General features: G+C 69.0%; 12 protein-coding genes. 7 read left to right on the top strand and 5 right to left on the bottom strand.

Annotated features, from left to right (window positions below; genetic code table 11):
- Positions 1-11: 11 nt before the first annotated feature.
- The 3 genes from FB157_RS13745 to FB157_RS13755 form a co-directional block, all read right to left on the bottom strand.
- Complete coding sequence (locus FB157_RS13745; RefSeq protein WP_145879311.1) at positions 12-1,490, bottom strand: VCBS repeat-containing protein; 1,479 nt, start codon at positions 1,488-1,490, stop codon at positions 12-14.
- A gap of 193 nt (positions 1,491-1,683) precedes the next feature.
- A complete protein-coding gene (locus FB157_RS13750; protein WP_145879313.1) occupies positions 1,684-2,967 on the bottom strand; it encodes a VCBS repeat-containing protein in 1,284 nt (427 codons plus the stop codon).
- A gap of 209 nt (positions 2,968-3,176) precedes the next feature.
- A complete protein-coding gene (locus FB157_RS13755) occupies positions 3,177-3,755 on the bottom strand; it encodes a recombinase family protein (RefSeq protein ID WP_145879315.1) in 579 nt (192 codons plus the stop codon).
- A gap of 312 nt (positions 3,756-4,067) precedes the next feature.
- On the opposite strand from FB157_RS13755, the gene FB157_RS13760 reads away from it, so the two are divergent.
- Positions 4,068-4,712 (top strand): class I SAM-dependent methyltransferase, encoded by a 645-nt coding sequence (locus FB157_RS13760; protein ID WP_145879317.1) that lies wholly within the window; start codon positions 4,068-4,070, stop codon positions 4,710-4,712.
- Positions 4,713-5,052: 340 nt separating this feature from the next.
- Here the strand turns inward: FB157_RS13760 and FB157_RS13765 are convergent, their stop codons facing one another.
- The gene (locus FB157_RS13765; RefSeq protein WP_145879319.1) at positions 5,053-5,595 is read right to left on the bottom strand and encodes a hypothetical protein; all 543 of its coding nucleotides are present in this window, start codon (positions 5,593-5,595) and stop codon (positions 5,053-5,055) included.
- 571 nt (positions 5,596-6,166) lie between these two features.
- Between FB157_RS13765 and FB157_RS13770 the strand changes: the two genes are divergently transcribed.
- The gene (locus FB157_RS13770; protein WP_053661174.1) at positions 6,167-6,496 is read left to right on the top strand and encodes an antibiotic biosynthesis monooxygenase; all 330 of its coding nucleotides are present in this window, start codon (positions 6,167-6,169) and stop codon (positions 6,494-6,496) included.
- A gap of 95 nt (positions 6,497-6,591) precedes the next feature.
- Here FB157_RS13770 and FB157_RS13775 read toward each other — a convergent pair whose 3' ends face one another.
- A complete protein-coding gene (locus FB157_RS13775; RefSeq protein ID WP_145879323.1) occupies positions 6,592-8,859 on the bottom strand; it encodes a (Fe-S)-binding protein in 2,268 nt (755 codons plus the stop codon).
- A 194-nt stretch (positions 8,860-9,053) separates the two neighbouring features.
- Here FB157_RS13775 and FB157_RS13780 point away from each other — a divergent pair, with 194 nt between their 5' ends.
- The 5 genes from FB157_RS13780 (at position 9,054) to FB157_RS13800 (ending at position 14,335) form a co-directional block, all read left to right on the top strand.
- Complete coding sequence (locus tag FB157_RS13780) at positions 9,054-10,073, top strand: MraY family glycosyltransferase (RefSeq protein WP_145879325.1); 1,020 nt, start codon at positions 9,054-9,056, stop codon at positions 10,071-10,073.
- 94 nt (positions 10,074-10,167) lie between these two features.
- Positions 10,168-12,018: a molecular chaperone DnaK gene (gene dnaK, locus FB157_RS13785; RefSeq protein ID WP_145879327.1), complete on the top strand. Its 1,851-nt coding sequence runs from the start codon at positions 10,168-10,170 to the stop codon at positions 12,016-12,018.
- Positions 12,015-12,677, top strand: coding sequence for a nucleotide exchange factor GrpE (gene grpE, locus FB157_RS13790; protein ID WP_145879329.1), 663 nt, complete (start codon positions 12,015-12,017; stop codon positions 12,675-12,677). The genes dnaK and grpE overlap by 4 nt, the downstream gene beginning before the upstream one ends.
- Positions 12,678-12,713: 36 nt before the next feature.
- Positions 12,714-13,880 carry a molecular chaperone DnaJ gene (gene dnaJ, locus FB157_RS13795; protein ID WP_145879331.1) on the top strand — a complete coding sequence of 389 codons (1,167 nt, stop codon included), beginning with the start codon at positions 12,714-12,716 and terminating at the stop codon, positions 13,878-13,880.
- A gap of 5 nt (positions 13,881-13,885) precedes the next feature.
- Positions 13,886-14,335: a heat shock protein transcriptional repressor HspR gene (locus tag FB157_RS13800; RefSeq protein ID WP_145879333.1), complete on the top strand. Its 450-nt coding sequence runs from the start codon at positions 13,886-13,888 to the stop codon at positions 14,333-14,335.
- Positions 14,336-14,391 lie beyond the last annotated feature (56 nt).

Below are 14,391 nucleotides of genomic sequence, written 5' to 3' on the forward strand. Positions count from 1 at the left end.
GGAGGGGGTGCTCAGTCGGCGAAGTTGGCGCCGAAGTACGGCGTGCCCGTCGTGGAGACGCCCGAGGCGCTCGGGGAGACGCTGCGGGAGCCCGCGGTGATGATCTTCGTGCCGTCGGAGGGCAGGTAGGTCACCGCGCCGTTGCCGGCGTTCTCCTCGGAGCCGACGAGCAGGTCGGCCTTGCCGTCGCCGGTGACGTCGTCGAGCTTGACGTCCTGGCCGAAGTAGTCGTCGTCCTCGTCGTTGCCGGGCACGCCCGCGCTGGACTGGGCGAAGAACTGGGCGCCCGAGTCGGTGTTCAGGCCGCTCGAGGTGCCGTAGAGGACGGTGACGGCGCCGGTGTTCGTCGCGCTGCCGATGTTCTCGCCCGCCACGCCGATCGCGAGGTCGAGGAAGCCGTCGCCGTTGACGTCGCCCAGGTCGAGCTCGTAGCCGAAGAAGTCGTTGCCCTCGGCCGTGCCGGGGACGTTGCCCGTGTCCTGGGTGATGCCGGTGGAGCTGGGGGTGAGGGGGCCGCCGTCGGAGCCGTACGTCACCCAGACCTTGCCGCCCTTGCCGGAGTCGGGCACGGAGGTGCCGTCCTCGGTGGTGGGGTTCCAGTAGGCGCCGCTGACGACGTCGCCGTAGCCGTCGTGGTCGATGTCACCGACAGCGGTGATCACGCCGGGCTTGAGTGTCATCGCCTCGGACATGTGGAGGCCGTTCACCCCGCCGGGGATGTAGTAGTTGCGGTTCCAGCCGGCGGCGGTGTCGGTCTCGAAGCCGTCGACGACCAGGTCCGTCTCCTGGCCGCCGTTGATGTTGCCGGCGGTCAGGTTGAGCGGGCCGTTCGCGTCGCTGCCCATGATCGGGGGCTTGATCGTGTACTTGCCACCGGGAGTGCCCGAGGCGTTGATGCCGCCCTTGAGGACGTAGATGGTGGCGGCGGAGCTGCCGACGGCCAGGTCGGCCTTGCCGTCGCCGTCGAAGTCACCGGCGGCGAGGTTCTTGCCCCAGAGGTCGTGCGCGGTGGGGGCCGGGTCGGCGACCGTGACGCCCTTGCCGGTGATGCCGGAGGCCGAGCCCCACAGGATGGCGATGGTGCCGCCGTCGGTGTCGCTGCCCACGTCCTCGCCGGGGGAGCCGACCGCGAGGTCGTCGTAGCCGTCGCTGTTGAAGTCGGCGTACGCGGTGTCCGTGCCGAAGTAGTCGCCGGTCTCGGCGGTGCCGGGGCTGCCGGCGGTGTTCTGGCTGATCGTGGAGCGCTTGGCGGAGGAGACGCCGGCGTCGGAGCCGTAGAGGACGACCACCTGGCCGGCCGCCTTCTTGCCGCCCACGTAGGCGCCCTGGGCGGAGAAGGCCGTGTCGCCGACCCCGTCGCCGTTGAAGTCGGCCTGCGGGACGCTTGTGGAGTCGGCGGCCGTGGCGGTCACGGCCGAGAACGTGAGCAGACCGCCCGTCAGCGCGGCGGCGCCGGCCGTCGCGAGGGCGAGTCGCAGAGGCTTGTGCATGCGTGTTTCTCCTGCGGCATGCGGGAACGCCTGGCGGGGCGTCCCCAGTCGATGGGGTGCGGACGTCCGTGTTCGTCGTGTGTTGTCCCACGGTTCACGGAGCGTTCGGTGATCAGGAGACAGGCGCCGGGGGGTAAGGGTTGTACAGGAGTTCGGTAACTTTTTGATGCTGCTGTGACCTGAGTGGTCACGGCTACGGCGTGCGGAACTCCGAGCTGGAGAAGGTCACGGCCGGCTCGGCCTCCAGAAGCCCCCTCTTCGTCCCCCGGTACACGGCGACCGTGTCCTTCGTCTCGCCCCGGTACGTCCGCACCACCAGGTCCGCCCGCCCGTCCCCGTCGAAGTCGGCGGCCGCGAGGACACGGGTCGTGCCGGGTGCGGGCGGTACGACGGTGACCGCGTCCTTCGCCGAGAGACCGGCCGTGCCGGCGTGGAAGAGGCGCAGCCGGGAGGCGCCGGCGACGAGTTCGTCGCGGCCGTCGCCGTCGAAGTCGGCGGCGCCGAGTATCGGGCCCGGGGCGGCGAGCGTGGCCCGCGCGGCTACCGGGAGGTCGTAGCGCAGGGACGTCTTCCCCGTGCCGCCGACCGCCGCGTCCAGCGCCGCGCCCCTGCCGAAGCGGCCGAGGGCGACATCGGTGCCGGCGGGAAGGACGGCTCCGGTGCGCGTCGGGCCGCCGGGGCCGCCGAGGACCAGCGCGGACACCGCGGTGCCTTCCGCTCCGCGGACGATCAGGTCGTCGCGGCCGTCGCCGTCGACGTCGGCCGCGGGGCCGACGGGCACCTCGCCGGGGGAGGCCAGAGGCGCGCCGGCCGCGCGCGGGGCGCCCCCGCGGCTGAACGGGCCGCGCGGGTACGACAGCCGGCCCCCGGACGCGTGCAGCACCAGGTCCTGCTTACCGTCCCCGTCGAAGTCGCCGCACACCGGCTGGTCCGGCCAGTCGTTGCCGAAGCGGGCCGCGTCCGGCACGGTCAGCTTCACGGCGCGGCCGGTCAGGCCGGCGGGGGAGCCGAAGAGGAGCTGCAGCGGCACCGGGGGCCGGCCCTGGCCGTCGTACGGCGGGTCGGTCGACACGACGAGGTCGGTGAAGCCGTCGCCGTCCAGGTCGCAGCTCTCCTCCGCGTCGAAGACGGCCGGGAGTCGTCCCTCGGTGGGTGCCGCCTGCTTCTGGGGGCTGAGCAACTGCCGGGCGCCGGGCGCGAGTCCGTGCGGGCCGCCGTAGACGATCCCGACACCGGCGTCGTCGGCGTGACTCTGCTCCTTGACCAGGTCGTCGATGACGAGGTCGCGGTGACCGTCGCCGTTGAAGTCGTCGGGGGTGCTGCTGCCCCTGCCGTGCGGGACGGGGAGCCGGGCGGGAGCGCCGGCGACGCGGGCGGGGGTGTCGTGGCCGGCGTCCGGGGCGGCGGGGCCGCAGGCGGCGAGGAGCAGGGGGACACAGAGGGCCGCCGTGGACACCCCGCCTCTTCGCACGCGCACCGTTCACCTCGTCAGCACCGTCGCCCGGCAACCTCGCAATGATGCACGTGTTCGAGGAGTGGGGTAAGGGGCGGGAGGTGCGCGGCGTGTGCGCGCCTTGGGGCTGGGTCAGTGGGCGCACTCCCTCAGAGATTGGACCCACCCCCGTGCCCAGACATGCGAACGACCGTCCACCACAGCGGGCAGACGGTCTCTCAAGCGGGCCAGGTTCACTCCGTGTCGGCAAGCGCCCGGTACAGCGTCGCGCGGGACACATTGAGCGCCTTGGCAATGGTCGTGACGCTCTCCCCCTTGGCCTTACGTGCCTTGGCCGCAGCGAGCTTGTCCGCATCCATGACAGTGGGCCGACCGCCGGTCCGACCCTGAGCCTTAGCAGCGTCCAGCCCGGCACGGGTCCGCTCAACGATCATGTCTCGCTCCAGCTCCGCAAAGGCGACCATCATCGTGAAGAAGAACTTGCCCTCACCCTTCGGGGAGTAGCTACCGGCCAGCGTGCCCGTCAGAATCCGCAGCGCGATCCCCCGGGCGTGCAGATCCTCGGCGATCGTGAGCACGTCCTTTGTCGAACGACCCAACCGGTCAAGTTTCCACACAGTGAGGGTGTCCCCCTCCCGCATGTAGTCGAGAGCAGCGCGCAGCCCAGCACGGTCGGCGTTCTTACCTGACGCCTTGTCCTCGAAGATGCGGGCGCACCCAGCCTCAGCGAGCGCATCCGCCTGAAGCTGCGCATCCTGCGCGTTGGTGCTCACTCGCTGGTAGCCGATCAAGGTTCCGGTGTTCGTCGTCATGACCCGATCGTCTCATAACTCGTCTCAAAACATCAAGCTTCTCGGGCGCGTTCTGAGACGGGTTTTGAACACCAAAAACGCCCCTTGGATCACCTTGCAGCGACCGTCTCAATAACCATCGATTGTGAGACTGTATCCGGCGGTCACTCTCCGCGGTGAGTGCGCCCTCCCCCAGGCCAATCCGCGATCACTCGGGCGTCACCTTCCCGTCTCGAAGGATCTGGCCCACGTCTCAAGTGTCCTGGTCTGATTCGTCGTTGATCTCACTTGATCTGGTTCGCGATCCTGATCACTGCACTACTCTGTCGAGCCATGAACGCGGACCGCTGGTTGGCAGACACCCGGACCTCCTACGACACGGTCGCGGACAGCTATGCCGACCAACTACGCGAAGCTCTGGCTGGGGCGCCGTATCTTCGGGCGGCTCTGGCGCTGTTCGCCGACTTGGTGCACGCCGCTGGCGGTGGGCCGGTGGCGGACGTGGGCTGCGGACCTGGACACGTCACCGCTCACCTGCACGAGCTGAGTGTGGACGCTTTCGGCATCGACCTTTCGTCCGGGATGATCGACGTGGCTCGACGTGACCACCCCCGCCTGCGGTTCGAGGTGGGCTCGATGACCGACCTCGACCTCGCCGATGCTTCAGTCGTCGGCCTGCTCGCATTTTGGTCGTTGATTCACGTCCCCGACGAAGCAGTACCCACGGTCTTCGGCCACTTCCGGCGCGTGTTGCGTCCCGGCGGACCACTGCTGCTCGGCTTTCACGTCGGCGACGGGTCGAGGCTGAAGACGCAGGGCTACGGCGGCCACCCGATGAATGTCCACGTTCACCGCCGCCAGCCTGACCAAGTGGCGGCCTGGCTACGCGATGCCGGGTTCACCGTCGAGGCCCAAATGCTGATCGACCCCGACGAGAGCGTTCCAGGTTCAGTCCTCTTTGCACGCCGTCAGTCCTAGCCACATCAGCGGTCCCGTTGCGGCCGACGACACAACGAAGTTGGACCACATCAACTGAAACAGCCTCCGGCATCCGCTCGCCCGGGGCCACATCACTTGAGATTCCCGGCTTCCCCACGTCTCAACTGAGCTGGTCGTCGCAGGTCAGCGGCCCGACTCGGAAGCAGATCATGTACGACGGGACAGTGCCGCGCTGCAATCCGGGGTCGGTCGAGCTTTGACCAGCGGTTTTCCCACCAGTTCGGGCGAATCTGCGCGCATTCGCATTTCGCGGAAGGCGGGGGTGCCAAGGAGGGAGCCGGAAAAGTTCCAGACCCCCCGTCCCGCCTGCCAGCGACCGTCAGTCGTTCAGCGCCACGCCCCTCCAACCCTCGTATCCGGCCAGCTTCCGGCGCGCACCAAAGCGACCGTCCATCGCGGCGAACAGCGCCCGCTTCCCCCCGGTGGTGCCTAGCGAGCGAGCAAGCACCGGCTCGGCGGCGCAGAACGCTTCCCAAACGGCAGACGTGCGCACGTGGACGCTGTGTGGCACTGAGCCGAGACGCTTGACCCACTCGGCAGGATCGCGCAGCGGAGCTCGGAAGGCGTCGAACTGTGAAGCCAGCGATAGGAGGTGAGTCGCGCGGCCGTCGGGCGCCGACAGTATCTCGGACGCCACGGTGTCAAGCGATTGCAGGGTTTTCAGCGTGAACGGAGCCGGGGGAGTGGTGACGGCGGCAGCGGCATGGCGCAGAGACGCAGCTTCCTGGTGCAGGAGCGCCCGTGCTTGCGCTTCGGCGAGCAGTGCGTTGGTCTCGATGGTGCCTGCCCGACGCTCCAACTCTGCGCGCCGCTCTCCGGCCTCAATGGCAGGGGCGTAGTACCAGCGAAGTCCGGCGGCCACGTCCGCCTTCCTCAAAATCCGACTCTCTGTAGTTACGTCCGAGCCTTGCCTTCCCGCTGTCCCCAAGATCGCGAAGCGACGGAGGGCCCACAGGTGACCGGAGGTGAACCAAAGGTCACCGTCAGGTGACTCCGTGGACTCACAAAACTCCAGGTCAACAGCAGAATAGGTGAAAGGAGAGATCAATATAAACATCTACCGCTGTAGGGCAAACCGAGAACGGTGTCACCATCGTCATTCGTCACCGGCCGACACGATCCACAGGGCCACAATGCCCGTAGGAACGCCCACGGCCCGTCGCCAGGGGGTTACCGACGACGGACAGTGAACGCGCTCAGGTGCCTACCTGGCTGGTGCCTCTGCCCAGTGCACGGCCACCCGTTCCGCCGTGTTCGCGTTCCGGCCCCTGCCCACGCTGCGTGCCACGCTCACACGGTCAACGAACAGCGCGAGGAACTCCCGTCGACGCGGAGTCGTCCTCACGCTTCCTTGACTGTCGGATGTAGGACACTGCGCGCACATGGTCCAGATTAGGGGTCCAGTCGGGGCCCCGTTTGACGAGAGGTGTCATGTGCCTAGCGTAGTAAAAATCAACGTGCTGACCGTCCCCGCCGAGCAGCGGGAGGTCCTGGAGAAGCGGTTCGCCTCGCGAGCCCACGCCGTGGAGAACTCCGACGGGTTCGAGTGGTTCGAACTGCTGCGGCCCGTCGAGGGGACCGACACCTACCTCGTGTACACGCGGTGGCGGGACGAGGAGTCGTTCCAGGCGTGGATGGAGGGGCCGATGAAGGCCGCGCACCAGGGTGGCGGTGAGGGCGCCGAGCGGCCCAGGCCCGCTGCCTCCGGCTCCACCCTGTGGTCCTTCGAGGTCGTGCAGCAGGCGGGTCCCAAGGGCGCCTGAGCGAGCCGCGGACACGACGGCGCCCCCTGCCTGTGCGGGTCAGGGGGCGCCGTCGGGCTTTCAGGGGCCGCTCGATGCCGGCCTCCGAGGGGCCGTTACTTCACCGGCTCCGGCTCCGGCTCGCTCTCGGTCTCCGGCTCGCCCGCCGGGTCGACCGGCGTCTTGACGGACTCCAGGAGCAGCTGGGCCACGTCCACGACCTGGATGGACTCCTTGGCCTTGCCGTCGTTCTTCTTGCCGTTGACCGAGTCGGTCAGCATGACGAGGCAGAACGGGCAGGCGGTCGAGACGATGTCGGGGTTGAGGGAGAGGGCCTCGTCGACGCGCTCGTTGTTGATGCGCTTGCCGATCCGCTCCTCCATCCACATCCGCGCGCCACCGGCGCCACAGCAGAAGCCGCGCTCCTTGTGGCGGTGCATCTCCTCGTTGCGCAGGCCCGGGACCTTGCCGATGATCTCGCGCGGGGGCGTGTAGATCTTGTTGTGGCGGCCCAGGTAGCACGGGTCGTGGTACGTGATGATGCCCTCGACCGGGGTCACCGGGATCAGCTTGCCCTCGTCCACCAGGTGCTGCAGCAGCTGGGTGTGGTGGATGACCTCGTAGTCGCCGCCGAGCTGCGGGTACTCGTTGCCGATCGTGTTGAGGCAGTGCGGGCAGGTCGCGACGATCTTCTTCGCCGACTTCGGCTTCTTGGTCGACTCGTCCTCGTCGTCCTCGCCGAAGGCCATGTTCAGCGCGGCCACGTTCTCCATGCCGAGCTCCTGGAACAGGGGCTCGTTGCCGAGGCGGCGGGCGGAGTCACCGGTGCACTTCTCGTCGCCGCCCATGATCGCGAACTTCACGCCCGCGATGTGGAGCAGCTCGGCGAAGGCCTTCGTGGTCTTCTTGGCGCGGTCCTCGAGGGCGCCGGCGCAGCCGACCCAGTACAGGTACTCGACCTCGGTGAGGTCCTCGATGTCCTTGCCGACGACCGGGACCTCGAAGTCGACCTCCTTGGTCCACTCGAGGCGCTGCTTCTTGGCCAGGCCCCAGGGGTTGCCCTTCTTCTCCAGGTTCTTGAGCATCGTGCCCGCCTCGGACGGGAACGCGGACTCGATCATCACCTGGTAGCGGCGCATGTCGACGATGTGGTCGACGTGCTCGATGTCCACCGGGCACTGCTCGACGCAGGCACCACAGGTGGTGCAGGACCACAGGACGTCCGGGTCGATGACGCCGTTCTCCTCGGCGGTGCCGATCAGCGGGCGCTCGGCCTCGGCCAGGGCCGCGGCCGGCACACCGGCCAGCTGCTCCTCGGACGCTTTCTCCTCGCCCTCCACGGTCTTGCCGCCACCCGCGAGCAGGTAGGGCGCCTTGGCGTGGGCGTTGTCGCGCAGCGACATGATCAGGAGCTTCGGGGACAGCGGCTTGCCGGTGTTCCAGGCCGGGCACTGCGACTGGCAGCGGCCGCACTCGGTGCAGGTGGAGAAGTCCAGCAGGCCCTTCCAGGAGAACTGCTCGACCTGGGAGACACCGAAGACGTCGTCGTCACCGGGGTCGGTGAAGTCGATCGGCTTGCCGCCGGAGGTCATCGGGAGCAGCGCGCCCAGCGCGGTCTCGCCCTTGGCGTTCCGCTTGAACCAGATGTTCGGGAAGGCCAGGAAGCGGTGCCAGGCGACACCCATGTCGGTCTTCAGGGCGACCGTGATCATCCAGATGAAGGAGGTCGCGATCTTCAGGCCCGCGAAGAAGTAGGTGAGGTTCTGGAGCGTGGAGACGTCCATGCCCTTCAGCCACGACACCACCGGGTACGAGATGAAGAAGGACGCCTCGTAGCTGTCGACGTGGTGCTGTGCCCCCTCGAGCGCGTGCAGCATGAAGATGCAGACGCCGACGATGAGGATGACGGCCTCGACGAAGTAGGCCTGGCCGAAGTTGGACCCGGCGAAGCGGGACTTGCGGCCCGGGCTGCGCGGGTGGCTCAGCTGGCGGATGACGATCAGGGCCAGGATGCCGAGCACCGTCATCGTGCCGATGAACTCGACGAAGACGTTGTACGGCGCCCAGTCGCCGATGACCGGCAGGATCCAGTCGGCCTGGAACAGCTGGCCGATGGCGTTGACGATCGTCAGCAGCAGGGAGAAGAAGCCCACCGCCACGAACCAGTGCGCGACACCGACGATGCCCCAGCGGTTCATCCGGGTGTGGCCGAGGAACTCCCTGACCACGGTGACGGTGCGCTGCACGGGCTCGTCGGTGCGGGTGCCCGCGGGCACGTTCTGGCCGAGCCGCATGAAGTTGTAGATCTGGAGGAGGGCGCGGGCGAAGAGGGCCACGCCGACCACGATCAGAACCAGCGACACGATGATCGCGGCGAGTTGCATTTCGGGGCTCCTCGGGCCTGCGAGGGACATTACTAAGCGGTAACTTATGCAGTCCGTTCGAGACTACCCGCATCTTTACTCGCACTGTAGCCAGGGCCGGGGTGATCTGGGTCGCTGAGGGGGGCCTGAGCGGGCCAGGCAATCGGATCGTGTTATTCATACCGAATTGCTACATTCGCGCCTAACTTAGACCCGTGCTATACGGGATCGCCGCGGCCTCCGCCGCCCTACTCCTCACCGCCGTGCTCGCGGCGCTGCTCCGGGTGCCCGCCCTGCGTGCGGGCATCGTCGACCGGCGGCGGCAGCGGCCCCTGCCGGTGCCCGGAGGGGTGGCCGTCGTGGTCGTCACCTGTCTGGTGGCATGGGCGGGGGTGTGGACGAAGGTCGCCCCGTTGGGGCAGGGGGTCGGCCGGCTGCTCGTCGCCGGCGCCGGGGTCGCCGTGCTGGGGCTGGTCGCCGACGTGTGGCGACTGCGCCCGCGGGTGCTGGTCGCCGGCACGGCTGTGGCGGCGGCCTGCGTGGTGCCGTACGACGAGACGGGCCTGTGGGGCGGGATCCTGGCCGTGGCCTGGATCGTCTTCGTCTCCCTCGCCTTCAAGGGGCTCGACCACGCCGACGGGCTGGCGGGCACGGTCGGGGTGGTCACCGCCTTCGGGGCGGGCGCCTGTGCCGCCGCCGAGGTGATGGACGGGCTCGCGGTGCTGCTGAGCGTCTTCGCGGCCGCCCTCACCGGCTTCCTGATGCACAACTGGCATCCCGCGAGGGTGGGAATGGGGGCCTGCGGCTCGCTGTTCACCGGGTTCCTGCTCTCCTCGGCCGCCGTCTTCACCCGCGCGGGCTACGCGCTCGGGCCGACCGCGGGTGTGCTGTTCTGCCTCGGTGCCGTGGCCGCCGCCGACGTCCTGCTCGTGGTCCTCGCGCGCGGGACGAGCCGCCGGCCGCTGCTCAGGCGCGGACCGGACCATCTCGCGCACCGGCTGCGGCGGCTCGGGCTCACCCCGCCGGGGGCCGTCGTGCTGCTCGGCGCCGGTTCCTTCTCCACGGTGCTCGTAGGGGTGCTCGTGCATGCCGGGTGGACGGGGGAGGGGGCTGTGCTGTGGGTGGCCGGTGGGGCGGTCCTCGCCGTTCTCGTACTCCTTCGCATCCCTGTCCAGCAGTCCCGGCGGACGGAATCGACGCAGGTCAGAGGCCAGTTGCGTGTAAGGAACGGATAAGAGTTGAGTCTGGCTGACTCAGGTCTGTTGACCCGGAGGGTCCGCTCGTGCACACTTGAGCCTGTTCCACTCAAGTCAGCTGGAGGAATCAACCATGGCACGTGCGGTCGGCATCGACCTGGGCACGACTAACTCCGTCGTCAGCGTTCTTGAAGGCGGCGAGCCCACCGTCATCACCAACGCAGAGGGCGCCAGGACCACGCCGTCCGTCGTCGCCTTCGCCAAGAACGGCGAGGTGCTCGTCGGCGAGGTCGCCAAGCGCCAGGCGGTCACCAACGTGGACCGGACCATCCGGTCCGTCAAGCGCCACATGGGCACCGACTGGAAGATCCAGCTGGACGGGAAGGACTTCAACCCCCAGCAGATCTCCGCGTTCATCCTGCAGAAGCTGAAGCGGGACGCCGAGGCGTACCTGGGCGAGAAGGTGACCGACGCGGTCATCACCGTCCCGGCCTACTTCAACGACTCCGAGCGTCAGGCGACGAAGGAGGCCGGCGAGATCGCCGGTCTGAACGTCCTCCGCATCGTCAACGAGCCCACCGCGGCCGCGCTCGCGTACGGCCTCGACAAGGACGAGCAGATCATCCTGGTCTTCGACCTCGGTGGCGGCACGTTCGACGTCTCGCTCCTGGAGATCGGCGACGGTGTCGTCGAGGTGAAGGCCACCAACGGTGACAACCACCTCGGTGGTGACGACTGGGACCAGCGCGTCGTCGACTACCTGGTCAAGCAGTTCATGGCCGGCCACGGCGTGGACCTGTCCAAGGACAAGATGGCCCTCCAGCGCCTCCGTGAGGCCGCCGAGAAGGCCAAGATCGAGCTGTCCTCGTCCACCGAGACATCGATCAACCTGCCCTACATCACCGCGTCCGCCGAGGGCCCGCTGCACCTGGACGAGAAGCTCACCCGGGCTCAGTTCCAGCAGCTGACGGCCGACCTGCTGGAGCGCTGCAAGACGCCGTTCCACAACGTCATCAAGGACGCCGGCATCTCCCTCGGCGAGATCGACCACGTCGTCCTCGTCGGTGGCTCGACCCGTATGCCCGCCGTCGCCGAGCTCGTCAAGGAGCTGACCGGCGGCAAGGACGCCAACAAGGGTGTGAACCCGGACGAGGTCGTCGCCATCGGCGCCGCGCTCCAGGCCGGTGTCCTCAAGGGCGAGGTCAAGGACGTCCTGCTCCTCGACGTCACCCCGCTGTCCCTCGGTATCGAGACCAAGGGCGGCATCATGACCAAGCTGATCGAGCGCAACACCACGATCCCGACCAAGCGCTCCGAGATCTTCACGACGGCCGAGGACAACCAGCCGTCCGTGCAGATCCAGGTCTACCAGGGCGAGCGCGAGATCGCGGCGTACAACAAGAAGCTCGGCATGTTCGAGCTGACCGGTCTGCCGCCGGCCCCGCGTGGCGTCCCGCAGATCGAGGTCGCCTTCGACATCGACGCCAACGGCATCATGCACGTGACCGCCAAGGACCTGGGCACGGGCAAGGAGCAGAAGATGACCGTCACCGGCGGCTCCTCGCTGCCGAAGGACGAGGTCGACCGCATGCGCCAGGAGGCCGAGCAGTACGCGGAGGAGGACCACCGCCGCCGCGAGGCCGCCGAGACCCGCAACCAGGGCGAGCAGCTCGTCTACCAGACCGAGAAGTTCCTCAAGGACAACGAGGACAAGGTCCCCGGCGAGATCAAGACCGAGGTCGAGGCCTCCGTCGAGGAGCTGAAGGCCGCGCTCAAGGGCGAGGACACCGCCGAGATCCGTACCGCCACGGAGAAGGTCGCGGCCGTCTCGCAGAAGCTGGGCCAGGCCATGTACGCCGACGCCCAGGCCGCGCAGGCCGCGGGCGGTCCCGAGGGTGCCGCCGCCGGTGGTGCCAAGGCCGCCGACGACGACGTGGTCGACGCCGAGATCGTGGACGACGAGCGCAAGGACGGTGCCGCGTGACGGAGGAGACCCCGGGCTTCGAGGAGAAGCCCGACGTCCCCTCCGGCGCGACCCCCGAAGACGCCGAGTCGAAGGCCGCTCCCGAAGAGGGGGCGGCCCCGGCCGGGGACGTAGCAGCAGACGCGGGTCTGGTGGCCCAGCTGGACCAGGTGCGCATGGCTCTGAACGAGCGCACGCTGGACCTCCAGCGGCTCCAGGCCGAGTACCAGAACTACCGCCGCCGAGTGGAGCGCGACCGGGTCGCGGTCCGGGAGGTCGCCATCGCGAACCTCCTGACCGAACTCCTGCCCGTGCTCGACGACATCGGCCGCGCGCGGGAACACGGCGAACTGGTCGGCGGCTTCAAGTCGGTGGCCGAGTCGCTGGAGACCGTCGCGGCCAAGATGGGCCTGCAGCAGTTCGGCAAGGAGGGCGAGCCCTTCGACCCGACGATCCACGAGGCCCTGATGCACAGCTACGCGCCGGACGTCACCGAGACGACGTGCGTGGCCATCCTGCAGCCCGGGTATCGCATCGGCGAGCGCACCATCCGCCCCGCGCGGGTGGCCGTCGCCGAGCCGCAGCCCGGCGCGCAGGCCGTCAAGGCGGAGGGCACCGAGGAGACCACCGAGGCGCCCGCGGCCGACGACAAGGAGAACGGTGGCCCGGAGGAGGGCTGACGTAATCACCGAAGACAGGAAGGAGGGACGTCGGGGATGAGCACCAAGGACTTCATCGAGAAGGACTACTACAAGGTCCTCGGCGTCCCCAAGGACGCCACCGAGGCCGAGATCAAGAAGGCGTACCGGAAGCTCGCCCGCGAGTTCCACCCGGACGCCAACAAGGGCAACGCCAAGGCCGAGGAGCGCTTCAAGGAGATCTCCGAGGCGAACGACGTCCTGGGCGACCCCAAGAAGCGCAAGGAGTACGACGAGGCACGCGCCCTGTTCGGCAACGGCGGCTTCCGCCCCGGGCCGGGCGCCGGCGGCTCCTTCAACTTCGATCTGGGCGACCTCTTCGGGGGCAACGCGCAGAGCGGGGGCGGCTTCGGCGGTGGCATCGGTGACGTCTTCGGGGGCCTGTTCAACCGCGGCGGGACCACGGGCACCCGTACCCAGCCGCGGCGCGGCCAGGACATCGAGTCCGAGGTCACGCTGAGCTTCACGGAGGCCATCGAGGGCGCCACGGTGCCCCTGCGGATGTCCTCCCAGGCGCCGTGCAAGGCCTGCTCCGGCACCGGCGACAAGAACGGCACACCGCGGGTGTGCCCGACCTGTGTCGGCACCGGGCAGGTCGCGCGGGGCTCGGGCGGCGGCTTCTCGCTGACCGACCCCTGCCCCGACTGCAAGGGCCGCGGCCTGATCGCCGAGCACCCCTGCCTGGAGTGCAAGGGCAGCGGCCGGGCCAAGTCGTCGCGCACGATGCAGGTCCGCATCCCTGCGGGCGTCACCGACGGGCAGCGGATCCGGCTGCGCGGCAAGGGCGCGCCCGGCGAGCGGGGCGGACCGGCGGGCGACCTGTACGTGATGGTCCATGTCGGCGAGCACCCGGTGTTCGGGCGCAAGGGCGACAACCTCACCGTCACCGTGCCGGTCACGTTCGCCGAGGCGGCTCTCGGCGGCGAGGTGCGGGTCCCCACCCTCGGCGGCCCCGCCGTCACCCTGAAGCTGCCGCCCGGCACCCCCAACGGCCGCACCATGCGGGCCCGGGGCAAGGGCGCGGTCCGCAAGGACGGCACCCGTGGCGACCTCCTGGTCACCGTCGAGGTGAGTGTCCCGAAGGACGTCTCGGGGAAGGCTCGTGACGCGTTGGAGGCGTATCGCGAGGCGACCGCGGACGAGGACCCGCGGGCGGAGCTGTTCGAGGCCGCGAAGGGAGAATGAGAGTGATGGACGGCCGTCGGCGCAACCCGTACGAACTGACCGAGGAGACCCCGGTCTACGTCATCTCGGTCGCGGCCCAGCTCTCCGGACTCCACCCGCAGACGCTGCGTCAGTACGACCGCCTGGGTCTGGTCTCCCCCGACCGCACGGCCGGCCGGGGCCGCCGCTACTCGGCCCGTGACATCGAGCTGCTCCGCCAGGTGCAGGCGCTGTCGCAGGACGAGGGCATCAACCTGGCCGGCATCAAGCGGATCATCGAACTGGAGAACCAGGTCATCGCGCTCCAGTCCCGCGTCGCGGAGCTGGAGGCGGCCCTGGACGGTGCGGCGGCCGCGATGCAGCAGCGCGAGGCCGCCGTCCACGCCTCCTACCGTCGCGACCTGGTCCCGTATCAGGAGGTCCAGCAGACCAGCGCGCTGGTGGTGTGGCGGCCGAAGCGGCAGCAGAACGACTGAGCGTCTGTGACAGCTGAGAGGGGCCCGGATTCCGGGCCCCTCTCACGTGCTCGGCG

It is taken from the genome of Streptomyces sp. BK340, assembly GCF_007827595.1.
GTDB lineage: Bacteria > Actinomycetota > Actinomycetes > Streptomycetales > Streptomycetaceae > Streptomyces.

What these genes read in the sequence shown, in the direction of transcription:
- FB157_RS13745 (WP_145879311.1), bottom strand. Translation starts at nt 1,490, where the DNA reads ATGCACAAGCCTCTGCGACTCGCCCTCGCGACGGCCGGCGCCGCCGCG.
- FB157_RS13755 (WP_145879315.1), bottom strand. Translation starts at nt 3,755, where the DNA reads ATGACGACGAACACCGGAACCTTGATCGGCTACCAGCGAGTGAGCACC.
- FB157_RS13760 (WP_145879317.1), top strand. Translation starts at nt 4,068, where the DNA reads ATGAACGCGGACCGCTGGTTGGCAGACACCCGGACCTCCTACGACACG.
- FB157_RS13775 (WP_145879323.1), bottom strand. Translation starts at nt 8,859, where the DNA reads ATGCAACTCGCCGCGATCATCGTGTCGCTGGTTCTGATCGTGGTCGGC.
- dnaK (WP_145879327.1), top strand. Translation starts at nt 10,168, where the DNA reads ATGGCACGTGCGGTCGGCATCGACCTGGGCACGACTAACTCCGTCGTC.
- dnaJ (WP_145879331.1), top strand. Translation starts at nt 12,714, where the DNA reads ATGAGCACCAAGGACTTCATCGAGAAGGACTACTACAAGGTCCTCGGC.
- FB157_RS13800 (WP_145879333.1), top strand. Translation starts at nt 13,886, where the DNA reads ATGGACGGCCGTCGGCGCAACCCGTACGAACTGACCGAGGAGACCCCG.